General features: G+C 68.2%; 20 protein-coding genes. 11 read left to right on the forward strand and 9 right to left on the reverse strand.

Annotated features, from left to right (window positions below; translation table 11 throughout):
- Nucleotides 1-80: 80 nt before the first annotated feature.
- A complete protein-coding gene (locus AC1VVG_RS25915; RefSeq protein WP_034191545.1) occupies nucleotides 81-425 on the reverse strand; it encodes a DUF3564 family protein in 345 nt (114 codons plus the stop codon).
- 647 nt (nucleotides 426-1072) lie between these two features.
- Between AC1VVG_RS25915 and AC1VVG_RS25920 the strand changes: the two genes are divergently transcribed.
- Nucleotides 1073-2284 (forward strand): SDR family oxidoreductase, encoded by a 1212-nt coding sequence (locus AC1VVG_RS25920; protein WP_059556453.1) that lies wholly within the window; start codon nucleotides 1073-1075, stop codon nucleotides 2282-2284.
- A 54-nt stretch (nucleotides 2285-2338) separates the two neighbouring features.
- On the opposite strand, the gene hpaR is transcribed toward AC1VVG_RS25920, so the two are convergent.
- On the reverse strand, nucleotides 2339-2779 hold the full coding sequence (gene hpaR, locus AC1VVG_RS25925) for a homoprotocatechuate degradation operon regulator HpaR (RefSeq protein WP_034191543.1): 441 nt from the start codon (nucleotides 2777-2779) through the stop codon (nucleotides 2339-2341).
- A gap of 152 nt (nucleotides 2780-2931) precedes the next feature.
- Between hpaR and AC1VVG_RS25930 the strand changes: the two genes are divergently transcribed.
- From AC1VVG_RS25930 to hpaI, 7 genes are read left to right on the forward strand one after another with little or no spacing between them, the layout of a single operon-like run.
- On the forward strand, nucleotides 2932-3621 hold the full coding sequence (locus AC1VVG_RS25930; protein WP_482836644.1) for a fumarylacetoacetate hydrolase family protein: 690 nt from the start codon (nucleotides 2932-2934) through the stop codon (nucleotides 3619-3621).
- Complete coding sequence (locus AC1VVG_RS25935; RefSeq protein ID WP_034191541.1) at nucleotides 3618-4382, forward strand: fumarylacetoacetate hydrolase family protein; 765 nt, start codon at nucleotides 3618-3620, stop codon at nucleotides 4380-4382. The genes AC1VVG_RS25930 and AC1VVG_RS25935 overlap by 4 nt, the downstream gene beginning before the upstream one ends.
- A gap of 22 nt (nucleotides 4383-4404) precedes the next feature.
- The gene (hpaE, locus tag AC1VVG_RS25940; RefSeq protein ID WP_482836646.1) at nucleotides 4405-5868 is read left to right on the forward strand and encodes a 5-carboxymethyl-2-hydroxymuconate semialdehyde dehydrogenase; all 1464 of its coding nucleotides are present in this window, start codon (nucleotides 4405-4407) and stop codon (nucleotides 5866-5868) included.
- Nucleotides 5869-5910: 42 nt separating this feature from the next.
- Nucleotides 5911-6759, forward strand: a complete 849-nt coding sequence (hpaD, locus tag AC1VVG_RS25945) for a 3,4-dihydroxyphenylacetate 2,3-dioxygenase (RefSeq protein WP_482836648.1) — start codon at nucleotides 5911-5913, stop codon at nucleotides 6757-6759.
- A gap of 44 nt (nucleotides 6760-6803) precedes the next feature.
- Entirely contained in the window at nucleotides 6804-7196 is a 393-nt protein-coding gene (locus tag AC1VVG_RS25950; protein WP_034191538.1) for a 5-carboxymethyl-2-hydroxymuconate Delta-isomerase, read from the forward strand.
- A gap of 20 nt (nucleotides 7197-7216) precedes the next feature.
- A complete protein-coding gene (gene hpaH, locus AC1VVG_RS25955; protein ID WP_049036266.1) occupies nucleotides 7217-8020 on the forward strand; it encodes a 2-oxo-hept-4-ene-1,7-dioate hydratase in 804 nt (267 codons plus the stop codon).
- Between the two features lie 11 nt (nucleotides 8021-8031).
- The gene (hpaI, locus tag AC1VVG_RS25960) at nucleotides 8032-8838 is read left to right on the forward strand and encodes a 4-hydroxy-2-oxoheptanedioate aldolase (RefSeq protein WP_482836650.1); all 807 of its coding nucleotides are present in this window, start codon (nucleotides 8032-8034) and stop codon (nucleotides 8836-8838) included.
- Between the two features lie 58 nt (nucleotides 8839-8896).
- Here the strand turns inward: hpaI and AC1VVG_RS25965 are convergent, their stop codons facing one another.
- Nucleotides 8897-9061 carry a hypothetical protein gene (locus tag AC1VVG_RS25965; RefSeq protein ID WP_200089291.1) on the reverse strand — a complete coding sequence of 55 codons (165 nt, stop codon included), beginning with the start codon at nucleotides 9059-9061 and terminating at the stop codon, nucleotides 8897-8899.
- Between the two features lie 15 nt (nucleotides 9062-9076).
- On the reverse strand, nucleotides 9077-9877 hold the full coding sequence (locus tag AC1VVG_RS25970; protein WP_482836651.1) for an AraC family transcriptional regulator: 801 nt from the start codon (nucleotides 9875-9877) through the stop codon (nucleotides 9077-9079).
- A 95-nt stretch (nucleotides 9878-9972) separates the two neighbouring features.
- On the opposite strand from AC1VVG_RS25970, the gene AC1VVG_RS25975 reads away from it, so the two are divergent.
- Both AC1VVG_RS25975 and AC1VVG_RS25980 read left to right on the forward strand, forming a co-directional pair.
- On the forward strand, nucleotides 9973-10224 hold the full coding sequence (locus AC1VVG_RS25975; protein WP_034191534.1) for a hypothetical protein: 252 nt from the start codon (nucleotides 9973-9975) through the stop codon (nucleotides 10222-10224).
- Between the two features lie 46 nt (nucleotides 10225-10270).
- A complete protein-coding gene (locus AC1VVG_RS25980) occupies nucleotides 10271-11236 on the forward strand; it encodes a quinone oxidoreductase family protein (RefSeq protein ID WP_034191533.1) in 966 nt (321 codons plus the stop codon).
- Nucleotides 11237-11377: 141 nt separating this feature from the next.
- Here the strand turns inward: AC1VVG_RS25980 and AC1VVG_RS25985 are convergent, their stop codons facing one another.
- The 5 genes from AC1VVG_RS25985 to pdxR form a co-directional block, all read right to left on the reverse strand.
- On the reverse strand, nucleotides 11378-12469 hold the full coding sequence (locus AC1VVG_RS25985; protein WP_034191532.1) for a porin: 1092 nt from the start codon (nucleotides 12467-12469) through the stop codon (nucleotides 11378-11380).
- A 142-nt stretch (nucleotides 12470-12611) separates the two neighbouring features.
- Nucleotides 12612-13679: an ABC transporter ATP-binding protein gene (locus tag AC1VVG_RS25990; protein WP_034191531.1), complete on the reverse strand. Its 1068-nt coding sequence runs from the start codon at nucleotides 13677-13679 to the stop codon at nucleotides 12612-12614.
- On the reverse strand, nucleotides 13672-15444 hold the full coding sequence (locus tag AC1VVG_RS25995) for an ABC transporter permease (protein ID WP_482836653.1): 1773 nt from the start codon (nucleotides 15442-15444) through the stop codon (nucleotides 13672-13674). The genes AC1VVG_RS25990 and AC1VVG_RS25995 overlap by 8 nt, the downstream gene beginning before the upstream one ends.
- Before the next feature lie 113 nt (nucleotides 15445-15557).
- Nucleotides 15558-16658, reverse strand: a complete 1101-nt coding sequence (locus AC1VVG_RS26000; RefSeq protein ID WP_034191529.1) for an ABC transporter substrate-binding protein — start codon at nucleotides 16656-16658, stop codon at nucleotides 15558-15560.
- 225 nt (nucleotides 16659-16883) lie between these two features.
- Complete coding sequence (gene pdxR / locus AC1VVG_RS26005; RefSeq protein ID WP_482836655.1) at nucleotides 16884-18356, reverse strand: MocR-like pyridoxine biosynthesis transcription factor PdxR; 1473 nt, start codon at nucleotides 18354-18356, stop codon at nucleotides 16884-16886.
- Between the two features lie 103 nt (nucleotides 18357-18459).
- On the opposite strand from pdxR, the gene AC1VVG_RS26010 reads away from it, so the two are divergent.
- Nucleotides 18460-19695: a multidrug effflux MFS transporter gene (locus AC1VVG_RS26010; RefSeq protein WP_482836656.1), complete on the forward strand. Its 1236-nt coding sequence runs from the start codon at nucleotides 18460-18462 to the stop codon at nucleotides 19693-19695.
- The last annotated feature ends 28 nt before the right edge of the window (nucleotides 19696-19723 follow it).

Raw genomic sequence — 19723 nt, forward strand, 5'->3', positions numbered from 1 at the left:
CGATAATCATGAATATCGAAATGAATATCACTGATACCGGAATAAACCCGAAAACCGCAGACGATTTACCTCGATGAATGCTATCGGGCAACGGAAATGAATTCCCGGTATTCCGGCTGGGTCGTGCAGCGATCGACCGCCTGCAGCCGCCATGCACCGGCGTGGTCGCCGGCGAGGACGGCAGGGCCCTGTTCGCGCTGCGTCGCGCCGAACGACAGCCCCTTCAGCTGGCACACGGCGTTGCCGCCATCGGCCGCGCAGAGCGCCATCGCGCCCTCGACGTCGCGGACCTTGCCCCAGGCCGGGAGATCGATGCCCTGATGTGCCTCGCGCGACCACAGTCCCTCGTCGGTATCGACCCATAGAACCGCGAAAGCGTGCCGGGTTGCCGATTCGCTGCCATTAATCCGAATGGTGAGGCGCATTGTGATCGTCTCCTGAAAAATTGACGCATTTGACCGTTTTGACTTGATCAGTCTAGATAGACTGGTGTGAAACGCAAGTGATAATCCTCAAACAATCCTTATTGAGTTCATTCCGGTTTCAGATGGAACGACGTCTGACGATTCATGGTCGTTTCGGCGGCACTTGCCATCACGGGCGTTAGCGGGGATCGCGGTGTCGAGAGGCGCGTCGAAGGCGGTCGGGAGATGGGATGACCCGCGCGCGGGGCACGTCGATCTGTCGCGCGCGACCGGCCACCGAAACGGTGCCGACGGATGCGACACGGCGCAGTCGGGACACCGACCGGGCGGACGTTTCGTCGTGCCGACGGCGGGTCCGGCACGACACACTCCGACAATCGCGTACAAATCGGCACACTTTCACGAAACTTTCGGGACGGACTTGCATTCGGTCGGGCCCCACACTGGGAAGGTCCCGATTCTGTGCCGCGGACGCCCGTCCGCGGCGGCTGCCGCCATCTCGTGCCAGAGAGCGATCGACGCGATCGCAGGCCGCACGCCCGATCGGGACTGCCGGGGCCGCGTCAGCCCCAGCCTGGCCGTGAGCCGTGCGCGGCCCGCAACCGCGGGCACCGCGCCGCCCGGCCGATTCTTCGAAGGAGACTATCGTGCTGATCTGGAAAACCGCGTTGTCGCTCAACTGGCGGACGAGCCTCGTGTCGCCGGCCAGCGCACCGGTCGCGGCGGCGAACGTCGGGCGCCTGGTGCTGACCGGCGCAACCGGCTTTATCGGCAGTACCGTGCTGACGGCGCTCGTCAATGCAGGGCTGCTCGAACGCATCGTGTGCGTCGTGCGCGCGCAGGATCGCGGCCACGCCGTCGCGCGGCTGCGCGAGGCGGCGCTGCGCGCGGGGCTTGCGCCGTACTGGGCGTCGCGCCTGACCGATGCGAACGTGATCGTCGGCGCGCTCGGCGACGTGTGGCACGGCGCCGATGCGCCACGCCTCGCCGGGGCGACGCACGTGATTCACTGCGCCGGCCATGCGTCGCCGGCCGACGGCGCGCATCTGCAGGCCGACATCGCTGATGCGGTGCATTTCGCCGAACGCTTCGCGCGCGCGCCGCGCCTGCAGCGTTTCGTGTACGTCGGCACGGCCTATGCGCACGCGGGCCGCGGCGGGATCGTGCAGGAACAGGCGGCGGGCGCTGCGGCGAACGACCCGGCGCACGACGACGAAGGCCTGCCGGGTGCGGTGCTCGCGGCCGATTATCTGCACGCGAAGGCCGAAACCGAACAGCGCCTGCGCGCGCTCGGGCTGCCGCTCGTCGTCGTGCGGCCGTCGCATGTGGTCGGTCATACGGTGCTCGGCACGCGGCCCGCGCCGAATTCGTTCTGGATGTTCCGCCTCGCGCATGCCGCGCGTCGCTTCACCGCGCGGCCGATGACGCGCATCGACATCGTGTCGGTGGACGACGTGGCGCGCGCGACGATGCTGCTGGCCGTGAAGCCGACGCTCGCCCACGACGTCTATCACGTGTCGGCCGGCGACGAGGCGCCGCAGGTCGCGCAGATCGTGCGGGCGATGGACGAGGCGGCGGGGATGACGGGTGCGCCGCGCTACGCCGCGTGCGCGCCGGCGGAACTGCCGCTCGTGGTGCGAGACGTGCTCGGGCGGGCCGATCCGGCACTCGAACGCGTGATCGGCCGTGCATTGCAGCGCTGCGGGGAATTCGCGACGGTCGATCGCGTGTTCGACAACCGCCGCGTGCGCGACGAAATCGATTTCGAGCCGTTGCCGTTCATCGATTACGTCGAGGAGTGCATGCGCACGTCGCGCGGCGTGGCCGTGACCGAGTTGATGCGCGGCGCGTTGCACTGACTGCCCGCGCCGCACCGCACCCGTTCCCGCGCGCGGCGGGAGCGGGCGCTTTCCTTATGCGTTGCCGCCGAGTTCGATGAGCCGGTCGAGCGCGCGGTAGATGTCTTCCAGGCCGTCCTCGCCGAAGCGCGACTCGAGCTGCCGGTATTGCTCGTCGATGCGCGGACCGATCTCCGTCACCAGTTTCCTGCTTTGCGGCGTCAGGCTGACCAGCAGCCGGCGCTGATCTTCCTGCGCGCGCGTGCGCGTGATCAGGCCGTCGCGCTCCATCCGTTCCAGCACGCCGGTGAGGCTCGGGCTCAGGATGCAGCAGCGCCTGGCGATCTGTCCCGCCTCGAGCGCCTGCGCCGGTTCGCCGTCGAGCACGCGGATGATCCGCCATTGCTGTTCGGTCAACGCGAATTCCTTGAGAATGGGGCGAAACAGACCCATCAGCGTTTCGCGGGCCTCGAGCAGCAGCATGGCCAGGTTGCGATGGTCGAGCGTACGGTTCATCGGGGTGGGTAAAGGACGGGGACGTATCAATCTTAACAGCCGAAGGAGATGGATTTCGCGTATCAGGGTAATCGAGGTTGCCAGCGTTCGATTGTTTACTTAAGATATTAACTATTGACGATGCGCCGCGACGCGCGGCAGGGGAATGACGCATGGAGCTGTCTTGCACGACCGCCGCGGCGCCGCCGTTGCCGGTCGCCATCGGTACCGTCTATGGCGCACTGCTCAACGAGCGCGTCGCGCTCGACGCGCTCGGCGACGCCGTGAACGCGCCGCCTTACGGCCGCCCGCCGCAGGCGCCGATCCTGTACATCAAACCCGCGAACACGCATGCGGGCGACGGCGCCGCCGTCGTCGTGCCGGCCGGCGTCGACGCGCTGGAAATCGGCGCGTCGGTGGCCGTCGTGTTCGCCCGGCCCGCGACGCGCGTGCCGGCCGCGCAGGCGCTCGACTACGTGCACGGCTTCACGCTCGCGAGCGACGTGTCGGTGCCGCACCCCGATTACTACCGCCCGGCCGTGCGCTTCAAGTGCCGTGACGGCTTCTGCCCGCTGGGCCCGGCCATCGTGCCGGCCGCCGCGCTCGGCGACGTCGACGCGATCGGCCTGACGGTGCGGATCGACGGCGAACTGGCCGTGTCCGCGTCGACCGCCACGCTGATCCGCCCGGTGCGCGAACTGATCGCCGATGTGACCGCGTTCATGTCGTTCGACGCGGGCGACGTGCTGTTGCTCGGCGTCGCGGGCGGCGCACCGCGCGCCCGCGCGGGCAGCACGATCGAGATTTCGGCCGCCGGGATCGGCACGCTGCGGCATACGCTGATTGCGGAGGAAGCACGATGAAGACGGCGCGCGTGATCTACAACGGCGCACTGCATGCGGCCGAACCGGCCGGCGACGGCACGATCCGCCTCGATACGGGGCGCGTGGTCGCCGAGGAGGCGGTGGCGTGGCTGCCGCCCGTCGCGCCGCGCACGACGTTCGCGCTCGGCCTCAACTACGCCGACCACGCGAAGGAACTCGCGTTCAAGGCGCCGAGCGAGCCGCTGATCTTCCTGAAGGGACCGAACACGTTCATCGGCCACCGGTCGCGCACCGTGCGCCCGGCGGATGCGACGCACATGCACTACGAGTGCGAACTGGCCGTCGTGATCGGCCGGCCCGCGCGCAACGTGAGCCGTGCGCAGGCCGTCGACTACGTGGCCGGCTACACGGTCGCGAACGACTACGCGATCCGCGACTATCTCGAGAACTACTATCGCCCGAACCTGCGCGTGAAGAACCGCGATACCTGCACGCCGCTCGGGCCGTGGTTCGTCAGCCGCGACGAGATCGGCGACGCGGGCGACCTGATGCTGCGCACGACCGTGAACGGCCACGAGACGCAGCGCGGCAGCACGCGCGACATGATCTTCGACGTGCCGGCGCTGATCGAGCACATCAGCGGCTTCATGACGCTCGCGCCGGGCGACCTGATCCTGACCGGCACGCCCGAGGGGCTGGCGGACACGCAGCCGGGCGACGAGGTCGTGACCGAGATCGAAGGGATTGGCCGGCTCGTGAACACGATCGTCGGCGAAGCAGACTACTATCGCGCCGGCTGAGCCCGTCGCCCAAGGAGAGCACATGACCATCAAGCACTGGATCGACGGCCGCGAAGTCGAGAGCCGCGAGACCTTCACGACGCTGAACCCCGCGACGGGCGACGTCATCACCGACGTCGCGTCGGGCGGCGAGGCCGAGGTCGACGCGGCCGTGCGCGCGGCGAAGGCGGCGTTCCCGAAATGGGCGAACACGCCCGCGAAGGCGCGCGCGAAGCTGATGCGCAAGCTCGGCGAGCTGATCGAGAAGAACGTGCCGATGCTCGCGGCGCTGGAGACGCAGGACACCGGCCTGCCGATCGCGCAGACGAGCAAGCAGCTGATTCCGCGCGCCTCGGAGAACTTCAATTTCTTCGCGGAAGTGTGCGTGCAGATGAACGGCCGCACGTATCCGGTCGACGACCAGATGCTGAACTACACGCTGTACCAGCCGGTGGGCGTGTGCGCGCTGGTGTCGCCATGGAACGTGCCGTTCATGACGGCCACGTGGAAGACGGCGCCGTGCCTCGCGCTCGGCAATACGGCCGTGCTGAAGATGTCGGAACTGTCGCCGCTGACGGCCGACCAGCTCGGCCGGCTCGCGCTCGAAGCCGGCATTCCGCCCGGCGTGCTGAACGTCGTGCAGGGCTACGGCGCGACGGCCGGCGACGCGCTCGTGCGCCATCCCGACGTGCGCGCGGTGTCGTTTACCGGCGGCACCGTGACGGGCAAGCGGATCATGGAGCGCGCGGGCCTCAAGAAGTATTCGATGGAGCTCGGCGGCAAGTCGCCGGTGCTGATCTTCGACGACGCCGATTTCGACCGCGCGCTCGACGCGTCGCTGTTCACGATCTTCTCGATCAACGGCGAACGGTGCACCGCCGGTTCGCGGATCTTCGTGCAGCGCACGATCTACGACCGCTTCGTGCAGGAATTCGCGCGCCGCGCGAACAACCTGGTGGTCGGCGACCCGGCCGATCCGGGCACGAATCTCGGCGCGATGATCACGCGCCAGCACTGGGAGAAGGTGACGGGCTACATTCGCATCGGCGAGCAGGAAGGCGCGCGCGTGGTCGCGGGCGGCGCGGACAAGCCGGCCGGGCTGCCCGCGCATCTGCGCAACGGCAACTTCGTGCGCCCGACCGTGTTCGCCGACGTCGACAACCGGATGCGTATCGCGAAGGAAGAGATCTTCGGGCCGGTCGCCTGCATCATTCCGTTCGAGGACGAAGACGAAGGGCTGCGGCTCGCGAACGACACCGCGTATGGCCTTGCGTCGTATATCTGGACGCAGGACGTCGGCAAGGTGCATCGTCTCGCACGCGGGATCGAGGCCGGGATGGTGTTCGTGAACAGTCAGAACGTGCGCGACCTGCGCCAGCCGTTCGGCGGCGTGAAGGAGTCGGGCACCGGGCGCGAGGGCGGCGAGTACAGTTTCGAGGTGTTCGCGGAGATCAAGAACGTGTGCATCTCGATGGGTTCGCACCACATCCCGCGCTGGGGCGTGTGACGGTCGTTTCGCCGCGATAACGAACCAAACGGAGACTGAACGATGGGCAAACTGTCCCTCGCCGCGAAGATCACGCACGTGCCGTCGATGTATCTGTCGGAACTGCCCGGCAGGCATCACGGTTGCCGCGAGGCGGCGATCCGCGGCCACCAGCTGATCGGCGAGCGCTGCCGCGCGCTCGGCGTCGACACGATCGTCGTGTCGGACGTGCACTGGCTCGTCAATGCCGGCTATCACGTGAACTGCAACGCGCGGTTCTCGGGCACGTACACGAGCAACGAGCTGCCGCATTTCATCCGCGACATGGCGTATGCGTATCCAGGCAACCCGGCGCTTGGCCGGCTGATCGCCGAGACGGCCACCGGGCGCGGCATCGCGACGCGCGCGCACGAGATCGACAGCCTGGAACTCGAATACGGCACGCTCGTGCCGATGCGCTACATGAACGGCGACCAGCATTTCAAGGTCGTGTCGATCGCCGGCTGGTGCATGTGGCATCAGCTCGACGAAAGCCGCCGCTTCGGCGAGGCGCTGCTCGAGGCGATCGAGAAGAGCGATTCGAACGTCGCGTTCCTCGCGAGCGGCTCGTTGTCGCACCGCTTCAACGACAACGGCAGCCCCGAGGAATCGATCCACCAGATCAGCCGCGAATTCTTCCGCCAGGTCGACCTGCGCGTGGTCGAGCTGTGGAAGCAGGGCGATTTCAAGACCTTCTGCGCGATGCTGCCCGAGTACAACCTCCATTGCCACGGCGAAGGCGGGATGCACGACACGGCGATGCTGCTCGGGCTGCTCGGCTGGGATCGTTACGACAAGCCCGTCGAGATCGTCACCGACTATTTCGCGAGTTCGGGCACCGGGCAGATCAACGCGATCTTTCCGCTCGCCTGAGCGCTGCCGCCTGCCAAGCAATCGAATCCGAACGGAGATTTGCCATGCCACACATCGTCGTCGAATACACCGCGAACATCCGCGACGACGCGCGCATTCCCGCGCTGCTGCGCACGATCAACGCGACGCTGATCGCGCAGGGCGGCGTGTTCCCGACCGGCGGCATCCGCTCGCGCGCGCTCGAACTGCAGGACTACTGCGTCGCCGACGGCACGGAGGACGACGCCTTCGTCCACGTGACGCTGAAGATCGGCTCGGGGCGTACCGACGCGCAGAAGAAGGCCGCGTGCGATGCGCTGTTCGATGCGATCAAGGCGCATTTCGCCGAGCTGTACGCGAAACGCTACCTCGCGCTGTCGATGGAACTGACCGAGTTCAGCGAAAGCGGCTCGTACAAGCACAACAACATCCACGCCCGCTACAAGCGGGCCGGCTGAACCCCATTCCCGATCCGACCATGCTCGAACCCGCCCTCATCGACCAGCTCGCGCGGCGTCTGCACGACGCCGAGCGCGAGCGCACGCAGATCCGCCAGATCTCGCTCGACCATCCCGACATCACGATCGACGACGCGTATGCGATCCAGCGCGCGTGGGTGACCCTCAAGCTCGCGGAAGGCCGCACGCTGAAGGGGCACAAGATCGGCCTCACGTCGAAGGCGATGCAGAACACGTCCCAGATCGACGAGCCCGATTACGGCGCGCTGCTCGACGACATGTTCTTCGACGACGGCGGCACGATCCCGACCGGCCGCTTCATCGTGCCGCGCGTCGAGGTCGAACTCGCGTTCGTGCTCGGCAAGCGGCTCTCGGGCCCGAACTGCACGATCTTCGACGTGTACGACGCGGTCGATTACGTCGTGCCCGCGCTCGAGATCATCGACGCGCGCAGCCAGTCCATCGACCCCGATACGAAACGGCCGCGCAAGGTGTTCGACACGATCGCCGACAACGCCGCGAACGCGGGCGTCGTGATCGGCGGCCGGCCGGTGCGGCCGCAGGACGTCGACCTGCGCTGGGTCGCGGCGATCATGTCGCGCAACGGCGTGGTCGAGGAAACGGGCGTCGCGGCCGGCGTGCTGAACCATCCGGCGAACGGCGTCGCGTGGCTCGCGAACCGGCTGTCGCGTTTCGGCGTCGCGCTGGAACCCGGGCAGATCGTGCTCGGCGGGTCGTTCACGCGGCCGTGTGCGGCGCGGCCGGGCGATACGTTCAGCGTCGACTACGGCCCGCTCGGGACGATCCAGTGCCATTTCGAGTGAGGTAGCGAACGATGCAGATTCCGTCGAATGTCTTCAAGGCCGCGCTCGCGCGCGGCGACGCGCAGATCGGGCTGTGGCTCGGGCTCGCGAATCCGTACAGCGCCGAGGTCGTCGCGGGCGCGGGATTCGACTGGTTGCTGATCGACGGCGAGCATGCGCCGAACACGGTGCCGACGATCCTCGCGCAGTTGCAGGCGATCGCGCCGTATCCGTCGCATCCGGTCGTGCGCGTGCCGTGGAACGATCCGGTGATCGTCAAGCAGGTGCTCGATCTCGGGGCGCAGACGCTGCTGGTGCCGATGGTGCAGAGCGCCGACGAAGCGCGCGCGGCCGTGGCCGCGACGCGTTACCCGCCGCACGGGATGCGCGGCGTCGGCAGTGCGCTGGCACGCGCGTCGCGGTGGAATCGTGTGGGCGACTACCTGCATCGCGCGAACGACGAGATGGCCGTGCTCGTGCAGGTCGAGACACGCGCGGGGCTCGATGCGATCGATGCGATCGCGCGGGTCGAAGGCGTCGACGGCGTGTTCATCGGGCCGGCTGACCTGGCCGCCGATCTCGGGCATCTCGGCAATCCGGGCCACCCGGTCGTGCAGGCCGCGATCGACGGCGCGATCCGGATGATCAAGGCGGCCGGCAAGGCGCCGGGCATTCTGAGCGCGGATGAGGCGGCCGCGCGACGCTATGTGGACGCGGGCGCGCTGTTCGTCGCGGTCGGGGTCGATACGACGCTGCTCGCGAGGAGCGCGGAGCGGCTGGCGGCGCAGTTCAAGGGGAAGGGGGGCAAGGCCGCGGAGAAGGGCGACGGCACGTATTGAACGAAACGGACAGACCGTTTATAGAGGGCGATATCACTTTTCGTTTATTGCGAAAAAATCACGCCATCCAGAACCCCAGTTTGGAGCGCGCGATGCCCCACACCACGATGTCCGCTACGATCTGCCCGTCGAGCGCGAGATGCGGGCGGCTGTCGAAGGGCAGCGCGCCTACCGGACGATCATCTGAATTGAACCGGATTCCGCGAATCGTTTGACGTTTCAAGCCGGTCGCGTGTTGTTACCGTACGTCGATTGTCGATGTCCCCCCGTTCTCCATATACCGTCCAGGCGTCGTCCCCAACGCCCGCCGGAACATGTCGATGAACGCGCTCACGTTGTCGTACCCGAGATCGAGCGCGATCGTCGTCACCGGCACGTCATCGGCGATTCTCTCCAGCGCCCGCAGCAACCTGGCCTGCTGACGCCACTGCGCGAACGTCAGCCCCGTCTCGGCGACGAAGCGGCGGCTCATCGTTCGCGCACTGATGCCGGCCCATGCGGCCCATTCCTCTAGCCGCCGGTTGTCCGCGAGATTCGTGGCCAGCGCATCGGTGATCTTCATCAGCCGCGCGTCTCGCTGCCGTACCAGTCCCAGTGCCTCGACCTCCGACGACGCGATTTCGTCCAGGATCACGTCGGCGATGCGCGTTTGCGCGGCATCCAGTTCCGAATCGCCCCAGCTTGCCGCGCGCTGCACGGCTTCACGCAGCAGCGGTGTCGTGCGGATCGCGCGCGGCGCGGCCGGCAGTGCCGCGCAGCGTGCTTCGGCGACGAACGCCGACCAGCCGGAAATCGGCCCGAACGAACGCAACGAATGCCGGCAATGCGGCGGAATCCAGATCGCGTGAATGGCCGGCACGACCCAGGCCTGGTCATCGAGGCCGATCGTCAGCAGCCCGCTCAGCGCGCCGACGAGCTGGCCGCGCGCATGCGAATGCGGCGCGGTCACGCGCGGGTCGCGTTGCGACAGCACGGCGGCGACCACGAACGGGCCGTCGTCGGACGTGACGAATCGGGCGGGCAGAAGCGGATCGGACATGGCCGGATATCGGTATCGAATGGCTGTTATACCGGAGATTGGCCGGCTTCGCACGCCTACACTGCATCCATCGATGACAACCGGAGTACGACGCGATGCGAGCCGAACAGATGCTTCCCGACCATGCCGACCGGATCGAAACCGGCGGAACGACGATCCGCAAGGGGACCGTCGGCGCGTTCCTGGTCAACGCGCGCGTGTTGACCGACCCGCACGCCGAGCCCGCCGACAGGGCGCGCGCGGAGGCCGACGCGATCGACGCATTGCCGGCGCTGCGCGCGCTCGGCCTGTTCGACGTGCTGGAAGTGCGCGATCCCGCGCTGCGCGCGTGGCTCGACGCACGCTGATGCGCAGCTGAACCGTCGATCGAGATCCCCGATTCAAGGAGTCACCATGAAAGCAGCAGTCGTGACGGGCGCCGGCGAGCGTCCCGTTCAGATGGAATTCGATGCGCCGCGCGCGATGCCGGGCCACAGCCTGATCGACGTGACGGCGTCCGCGCTGAGCCGGCTCGCGCAGGCGCGCGCGGCCGGCACGCATTACTCGTCGGACGGGCGTTATCCGTTCGTCGTCGGCGTCGACGGGGTGGGCCGCCGTCTCGACGACGGGCAGCGCGTCTACTTCTTCGGCGCGCCCGCCCCGTTCGGCGCGATGGCCGAGCGCACGATCGCGCCCGATACGCGGTGCGTGCCGCTGCCCGATTCGCTCGACGACGTCACGGCGGCGGCGATCGCGATTCCCGGGATGTCGTCGTGGGCGGCGCTGACCGAGCGCGCGCGGCTCGTCGCGGGCGAGACGGTACTCGTCAACGGTGCGACGGGTACGTCGGGGCGGCTGGCAGTGCGGATCGCGAAGCATCTCGGCGCCGCGAAGGTGATCGCGACGGGCCGCAACGCAGCCGCGCTGCAGGCGTTGCCGAGCGCCGGTGCGGATGCGGTCGTGTCGCTGCAGCAGGACGACGCACATCTGGCACGCGCGCTCGAACCGCATTTCCGTGAAGGTGTGGACGTCGTGCTCGACTATCTGTGGGGCGCCAGCGCGCAGACGCTGTTGCTTGCCGCCGCGAAGGCGACGCCCGACGGCCGCCGGCTGCGATTCGTGCAGATCGGCTCGATCGGCGGCGCGGACGTGCTGCTGCCGGGCGCGGTGCTGCGGGCGACCGCGATCGAACTGATGGGCAGCGGCATCGGCAGCGTGTCGCTGCCCCGCTTGCTGGCGTCGGTGCGCGGTGTGTTCGACGCGGCCGGGCCGGCCGGCCTCGCGATCGACACGCGCACGGTGCCGCTGTCGGCCGTGGGCGAACACTGGGGCGATACGAACAGTCTCGTGCGCCCGGTGTTCACGATGCGCGGCGAGTGAGCGGCGCATCGAAACGCAGCGCGCCGGACGTGACGCGAGGGGCACGCTGGGCGGCGGCGGCCGGCGGTTCGCCGCGATGCCGCCGCGCGTGGCCTGGCTGAACGGCGGTCGACCGACTGCCGCCGCCCGCCGGCCCGGGTGTCAGAACCGCTGCTGGATCCCCGCCGTGACGCCGACCTGGGTCGTGCCGTATCCCGCGAAATCGCGCGACACGCCAACCTTCTGGTCGTGTTTCGCGATCGCGAACGCGCCGGCCGCGTACAGCACCGTGCGCTTCGACAGCGCGTAGTTCGCGCGCATCGACACCAGCGTCGGATCGGCATCGCTGCCGCCCTTGATGTTCTGGTGATAGACGGCCGCGATCAGCGAGAACGCCGGCGTGAACTGATACGACCCGCCGAGCCAGTACGTGTCGCTCAGTTGGTTCGCCGCCGTGGTGCGGAACGTGCGTTTGTAGTTGCGGTAGCCGGCCATCGTCTTCAGGTTGCCGAAGTCGTAGCTCAGGCCGGCATGGACGCCCTGGATATAGTTGACCGTATCGGCCGGCGTGACGCTGTCGGCCGCGCCGTTCTGCCGGTCGAACGTGACGACCGCCGCGAACGGGCCTTTCTCGTAGCCGACCGCGAAGTCGTATTTCGAGCTGGTCTTCACGCTGCCCGGCACGTTGCCGAAGCCGTACAACGCGCCGAACTTGAAGCCGCTGAATTCGCCGTCGTAGCGCACCGCGTTCGACGAGCGCGTGAACATGCCGTCCTTGCGGCCGCCCGTTGCCGTCGACGCCGAGGCCCACGAGTAGTTCTGCGCGTAACCCATCGGGTCGAACGGCAGCATGTAGTCGTAGGTGACGGTGTAGTTGCGGCCGAGCGTCAGTTCGCCCCATTTGCTCTTCAGGCCGACCGTCGCGCGGCGCGCGAAGATCGAGTCGGGGCCGTCGTCGAGCGCGCCGTTCGCGAGGTCGATCCCGCTTTCGAGTCGGAACACGGCCTTCAGCCCGCCGCCGAGATCCTCGACGCCGCGCAAGCCCCAGCGCGAGGTGTTCTTGTTGCCCGACTTGAGCTTGACCGAACTGCCGCCTTCGGGCGCCGCATGGTTCGTGTATTCGATGCCGGCATCCATGATCCCGTACATCGTGACCGACGACTGCGCGTGCGCGGCGCCTGCCGCGAGTCCGGCGACGGCGGCCGATCCGGTCAGGACGGCGGCGCGAAGGGAACGCTCTGCGCGTGATTTCATTGACGGTGTCTCCTTGGTTCTTGTGGGTTGGGTGAGTCGGTTAGGCGCGCATCCGCCCGCGGCGGACACCGGGAGGCGTCCGCCGGACGGGAAGTCCATGCGTGGCGGGATGCGCGGCGGCACGTGAGCCGCCGCGACCGGGTCAGCCCGCTTTCGCGAACGCCCAGCAGTCGTTGGTCGGGAATTCGATCCAGTGCTTGCCGGCCGCGCGCGGCACGTGGCCGAACGCGCGCAGGCGCATGTCGCCGCAATGGAACAGGTATTCCCAGCGGTCGCCGAGATACATCGACGTGACGAGGTCGGCCTGCAGCCGGTTCGCGCCCGGGCCGTCGGTGACCTGCACGCGTTCGAGGCGGATCACGGCCTGCGCGTCCTGGCCCGGCGCGAGCGTGTCGCGGGCCAGCGCCCGCAGTTCCCAGCCGTCGCCGGCGAGCGTCACGCATTCGCCGTCGATCGCGGCGACGCGCGCATCGATCCGGTTGTTGCTGCCCATGAATTCGGCCGTGTACAGCGAGCGCGGCGCGCCGTACAGCTCGGCCGGCGTGCCTTCCTGTTCGATGCGGCCGTTGCGCAGCAGCAGGATGCGGTCGGACATCGCCATCGCCTCGGTCTGGTCGTGCGTCACGCACAGGGCCGACAGCCCGAGCGACACGATCAGCTCGCGCAGCCACGCACGCGCTTCCTCGCGCAGCTTCGCGTCGAGGTTCGACAGCGGCTCGTCGAGCAGGATCACCGGCGGGTTGTAGACGAGCGCGCGTGCGATCGCGACGCGCTGCTGCTGGCCGCCCGACAGCTGGTGCGGAAAGCGTTCCGCGAGATGGCCGAGGCCGAGCTGATCGAGCGCGGTCTGCACGCGGCGCTTCTGTTCGGCCGGGGCGACGCGGCGCAGCTTCAGTCCGTAGCCGACGTTGTCGGCGACGGTGCGGTGCGGCCACAGCGCGTACGACTGGAACACGAGGCCGAGCGAGCGCTGCTCGACGGGCAGGTCGACGCGTTTCGCGCCGTCGAAGAACACGCGGTCGTCGAGCTGGATGCGGCCGTCGGACGGCTGTTCGAGGCCGGCCACCGCGCGCAGCAGCGTGGTCTTGCCGCTGCCCGACGCGCCGAGCAGGCACACGACTTCGCCGGCCTTCAGTTCGAACGACACGCCCTTGAGGATCGGATTGGCGCCGTAGCTGAGGTGCAGGTCGTCGACGATGAGCTTATCCATGAAGTTTCACTCCGAAGCGCAGGGCCACGCCGAGACCGGCGCCGACCATCGCGATGTTGATGACAGAAAGCGCGGCGACCTGGTCGACGGCGCCGGTCGCCCACAGCGACACGAGCAGCGCGCCGATCACTTCGGTGCCGGGCGACAGCAGGTAGACGGCCGTCGAGTATTCGCGCTCGAAGATCATGAAGATCAGCAGCCACGCGGCGAGCAGGCCGAAGCGCACGAGCGGCAGCGTCACGTCGAGCGACACGCGGCTGCGCGTCGCGCCGACGCTGCGGCCGGCTTCCTCGAGTTCCGGGCCGACCTGCAGCAGCGCGCTCTGGATGAGGCGCATCCCGTACGCGAGCCACACGACCGTGTACGCGATCCAGATGCTCCACATCGAGTTCTTCAGTTCGCGCAGGCCCGGCACGAACAGGAAGATCCACAGGAACGCGAGACCGGCGAGCAGGCCCGGCACCGCGCGCGGCAGCAGCACGAGGTAGTCGAGCAGCTTGGTCGCCCAGTCGGGGCGGCGGTGGCCGGCGAACGCGACGAGCGAGTAGAAGCCGATCGCGAGCGCGCCGCCGATCACGCCGATGCCGAGCGTGTTGACGATCGCGCGCACCAGGTTGTCCTGCTCGAACAGCTCGATGAAGTTCGACAGCGTCAGCACTTCGGCGAGCGCGACGCCTTCGCCCCAGTTGGTCACGAATGCGCGCAGCACGATGCCCGAGATCGGCACGATCACGGTCAGCATCAGCCACAGCACGACGATCGCGAGCGCGACCCAGCGCCACACGCCGAGCGGCAGCACCGTCGTCCGGCCGGCCTTGCCCTTCACGGTGACGAAGCGGTTCGCGGTCTTCAGCAGGCGGCGCTGCAGCAGCACGAGCGGGAACGTGATCGCGACGATGCACACGGCGACCGCGGCCATCAGGTGATACGACGGCACGCCGAGCTTGTTGGTCAGCTTGTACAGGTAGGTCGCGAGCACCAGGTGGCCTTCCGGATCGCCGAGCACGAGCGGCAGCCCGAACACTTCGAAGCCGAGGAAGAACACGAGCGCGCCGGCGAACAGCAGCGCGGGCATCGTCATCGGCAGGCTCACGTCGAGCGCGACGCGGAACGGGCGGGCGCCCGCCACGCGCGCGGCTTCCTCGACGTCCGAGCCGAGGTTGCGCAACGCGGCCGACGAATACAGGTACACGTGCGGCACGTGCGTGAGGCCGACGATCACCGTGATCGCGAAGACCGAGTACACGTTCCAGGGGATGTTCTGTACCCCGAACAGTTCCTTGAACCACACCGAGTAGAAGCCGACCGGTCCGGCCGCGACCACGTAGCCGAACGCGAGCACCATCGGCGACACGAACACGGGCGTGAGCAGCAGCGGTTCGAGCCAGCGACGGCCGGGCAGGTCGGTGCGCACCATCAGGAACGCGAGGATGCCGCCGAGCGGGATCGAGATGAACAGCATCCCGCCGGCGATGATGAACGAGTTCTTCACGGCCGACCAGAAATCGGGATCGCTGAAGACGAAACGGAAGCCGTCGATGCCGAGCGTCTTGTTCGCGTCGAAGAACGGCGCGGACAGCAGGCTCTGGAACAGGATGAAGCCGAGCGGCAGTGCGACCGCGATGGTGAGTACCGCGACGACGATCCAGCGCAGCATGCCGGCGAGCGGCTGCAGGCTGTTGACCGGCAGCGCGGGAATCGCGTCGCGCGGGCCGGCGGCGGGTGGCGCGGCCGGTGCCGTGCCGCGGGTGCTGGTTGAAAGCATGAGTTCGCCCCTGCGGCCATCCGGATGGCCGCCTCAAGGAAGTCGGTAAGGGGAAGGGCCGCCCGCGCGACGTGCGGCGGGCGGCCGTGGGTCGGCCGGAGCCGGTCAGCGGATCAGCTCTTGATCGCCTGCTGCCATTGCTTCAGGAACGCGAGCCGCTTCGACTGGTCCAGATAGACGAGCAGGCCGGTGCCGATCTGGATCGGCTTCAGCGAATCGCCGAGTTCCTTCGTGAGGCTCGCGGCCGACGTCTCGCCGGTCACGTCCGTGCGGATCGCGTACAGGTTCGCCTGGTTCGCGATCATGGTCTGGCCGCGTTTCGACAGCAGGTAGTCCACCCACAGCTTGGCGGCGTTCGGGTTTTTCGCCTTCTTCGAGATGGTGGCGAGGCGGCTCACGATCTGCGTGTAGTCCTTCGGAAACACGTATCCGATGGACTTGTCCTTCTTCGCCTTCGCGTACGCATACGAACCGATGATGTTGTAGCCGATCAGGTTCTCGCCCGACGAGATGCGCTCCATCATCGCGCCGGTGCTCGACTGCAGCTTCGGGCCCGTCGCGCCGATCGCCTTCACGAGTTCCCACGTGACCTTCTCGTTCAGGTGCGCGTCCTGCGTCAGCGCGTTGAAGCCGACGCCGGATTTCTCGACGTCGTACGTCGTGAGCTTGCCCTTGAACTTGTCCGGTTGCGACGCGAGCAGCTTGATCAGCTCGGCGCGCGTCTTCGGCACTTCGTTCTCGGGGATCAGGCGCTTGTTGTAGACGATCGCGAGCGGCTCGAAGGTCGTGCCGTACGCCTGCTTCTGGTACTGCGCCCATTGCGGCACGTTCGGGCTTTCGGGCGAATCGTAGGCCGCCATCAGGCCGTCGTTGACGAGCTTGACCTGCAGGTCCATCGCGGAGCTCCAGAGCACGTCGGCGCTGGTGCTGCTCGCCGCGTTTTCGCTGATGTAGCGGTTGTACAGCTCGGTGCTGTTCATGTCGTTGTACTCGACCTTCACGCCGTACAGGCTTTCGAAGTCCTTGATCAGCGGGCGCACGAGGCCCGTGTCGGTCGTCGAGTAGACGATCAGCTTGCCTTCCTTCTTCGCGGCGTCGATCACGCCCTGGTAATTACCCGGATACCCGGCCGGAACCTGCGCGACGGCGCCGCCGGCGGCAGTGCCCAGGACGATCGCCAGTGCGGCGGCAACGCGCTTCGGTGCAAACGACATGTCTTCCTCCAGTTATGCGTGGTGTTGTTCGAGTGACGCGGATGTTAATTGCGGGGCACTTTCAGCCTGCTTTCATTCCCGTTCACAATCGCGTCGTTTGCGTCATGGATTTCCCGAGGTCGCGGCGGCCGCCGCCGCGGGTTGCGCGGCGTGCGGCATGGTTCGGACGGGAACAGAAGCGGGGCCGGGCAGGCGCGGGAACGCCCGCAACGACCGCAACGACCGCTAGGCGGAGGCCGCCAGCAACTGGCCGAGGATCCGGCCGCCATGCCGTGCATGCGCGGCCGTCAGCGCGGAATATCCGACGACGACACCCGCTTCACGCCGGGCGCTTCGGCAGAATTCGCGGATCGGCTGCAACGCGATGCCGGCCGCGCGGGCCCGGGCGACAACCGTCGCGTCGTCCGTCCCGGGCGGCAGCCACAGCACGAAATGAAAGCCCGCGTGCTCGCCGGATACCGCGAACCGTCCGCCGGCGTGCTTCGCCAGCTGCTCGAGCACGATGTCGCGCCGCTGGCGGTACGCGTGCCGCGCGGCGCGCAGGTGCTTCGCGAAATCGCCGCTGGCGATGAAGCGGGCCAGCGCCAGTTGCGGCGCCGCGCCGACCGCGCGCGCGGTCGCATGCCACACGGCCGACAGCGCCGGCCGCAGCGCTTTCGGTACGACCATGAAGCCGATGCGCAGCCCCGAGAACAGCGTCTTGTTGAACGAGCCGCAGTAGATCACGCGGTCGCACGCGTCGAGCGATTTCAGCGCGGGCAGCGGGGCGGTCTGGTAGCTGAATTCGCCGTCGTAGTCGTCTTCGACGATCCACGTGCGGCCGCGCTGCGCCCAGTCGAGCAGTTCGAGCCGGCGCGACACCGACATCGTGACGCCGAGCGGTGCCTGATGCGCGGGCGTCACGTAGACGGCACGCGCATCGGGATGCCGGTGCAGCGACGCCGTGTCGATGCCTTCCCGATTGACCGGCACGTCGATCACGGTCGCGCCCGCGATCGTGAAGATCTGCCACGCCGACACGTAGCCGGGATCTTCCATCAGTACCGTCGAGCCCGGCGCGAGCACCGTGCGCGCGACGAGGTCGATCGAATGGCGGATGCCGGTCGTGATGAAGATGTCGCCGGCGTCGCACGGAATGCCGCGATATTCGCGCAGGTACGCGGCGATTTCGTCGCGGAGGCTGTCGACGCCTTGCGCGGGCGTCGCGCCGAGCTCGTTGGCCGTCGCGGCAAGCAGGCTCGCGCCGAGCGCCTTCTTCCATTGCTGCATCGGCATCAGGCCGGGATCGGCGAGCCGCGCGACGAACGGGACGCCCGGGCGCACGCCGTGTTCGGATTCGGACTCGTCCGGGCCGCCTGCCGGCTCGCGGTGTGCGTTGCCGGGACGAGGCTGCGCGGCCGCGCGCAGATAGCTGTCCGGCACCACCGCGCAGACGCGCGTGCCGGACCCTCGCGTGCGGGCGATGTAGCCCTCGGCGCACAGGATGTCGTACGCCGCTTCGACGGTGCCGCGCGCGATGTCCCAGCGCACGGCCAGCGTCCGGCTGGACGGCAGCGGGCTGTCGGCAGGCAGCAGGCGCTTCAGGATCGCGTCGCGAATCGTGTCGGCAATGCATTCCTGCTTCGACGACGGGCTGCCGGCCGACAGCCCGGAAGGGCGCGGCAGGTCGAGCGGAATCGCGGCTTTGCCTCGCGGCATAGTGGTCCAGTAGGTGGTCGATTTAATGGCCCTTCAGCTTATATCACTTTCCCCTTAGATTGCTGTCGACCCTTTCTCCTCGGACCGGAAACGGACTTGCCGCATGAAGACACGCTCATTGCCCCAGCGGGGCTGGTTGTTCCTGTTGATGCTCGTCGTGTGCCTGCCGCGCGTCACGATCGATGCATACCTGCCGTCGCTGCCCGCGATGGCGGACGCGCTGCACGGCACCGACGCCCAATTGCAGCTCACGCTTACCCTCTACATGGTCGGCTATGCGCTGTCGATGCTGGTGTCGGGGCCGTTGTCCGACCGTTACGGGCGCCGTCCCGTGCTGCTCGGCGGTCTGTGCGTGTACGTCGTCGCGAGCGTGGCGTGCGCGCTGTCGAGCGGCGTCGCGGCCCTCATCGTCGCGCGCATCTTTCAGGCGCTGGGCGGCTGCACCGGCACGGTGATCGGCCGCGTCATCGTGCGCGAGCGCTTTCCGGCCGCGACGCAGGCCACGATGCTCGGCCATATCTCGGCCGGCATGGCGCTGTCGCCGGTGGTCGCGCCGCTGGCAGGCAGCGCGATCGCCGCGTGGCTCGGCTGGCGCGGCGTGTTCGGATGGCTCGCGGCGGGCGGGCTGGTCGCGACCGCGATGGTGCTGCGCGCGCTGCCCGAGACGCGCGAACAGGTCGCGCGGCCGGCGCCGGGCCCCGGGCTCCTGCGGACCTACGCCGGCCTGCTGCGCGAGCGACGTTTCCTGCGCTACTCGCTCACGATCAGCTTCGTTTACTGCACGTACTACCCGTTCATCGCGGAATCGTCGACGCTGTTCCAGCGGCAGATCGGCGTGTCCGGCCCGGTCTATGCGGCGATCTTCGGCGTGACCGTGTTCGGCTACCTGATCGGCTCGAGCGCGTTCGCGCGGACCGGCGGGCGCTGGCAAGCCGATTCGGTCATCGCGGCGGCGGCCGCCGTGAATCTGGCCGGCGCCGCCATGCTGTGGGCCGGCGGCGCGCTCGCCCCGATGTCGGTGGCCGCGCTGGTCGTGCCGATGTTCGTCGTGATGATCGCGGTCGGGATCGCGATTCCGGCGTGCCAGTTCGCGGTGATGCAGCCGTATACGCAGATCGCCGGCACCGCATCGGGGCTGTTCTTCTTTATCCAGATGGCGATCACGGCCGCGTGCGGCGGCGTGCTGGCGTGGCTGTCGGACGGCACCGCGCACCCGATGATCGTCGTGACGGCCGGCGCGAGCGTCGCGTTCGTCGCGGTGGTCGTCGGCTTTCGCGAGCGGCGCGCGGCCGGCGATGCGCGCTTCGCGGCGCCCGGTCATCCCGCGGCGGAACGCTGAGCGGCGGCCGTCGGCGGCGCGCGCGGCG

The organism is Burkholderia sp. L-4 (assembly GCF_056856535.1).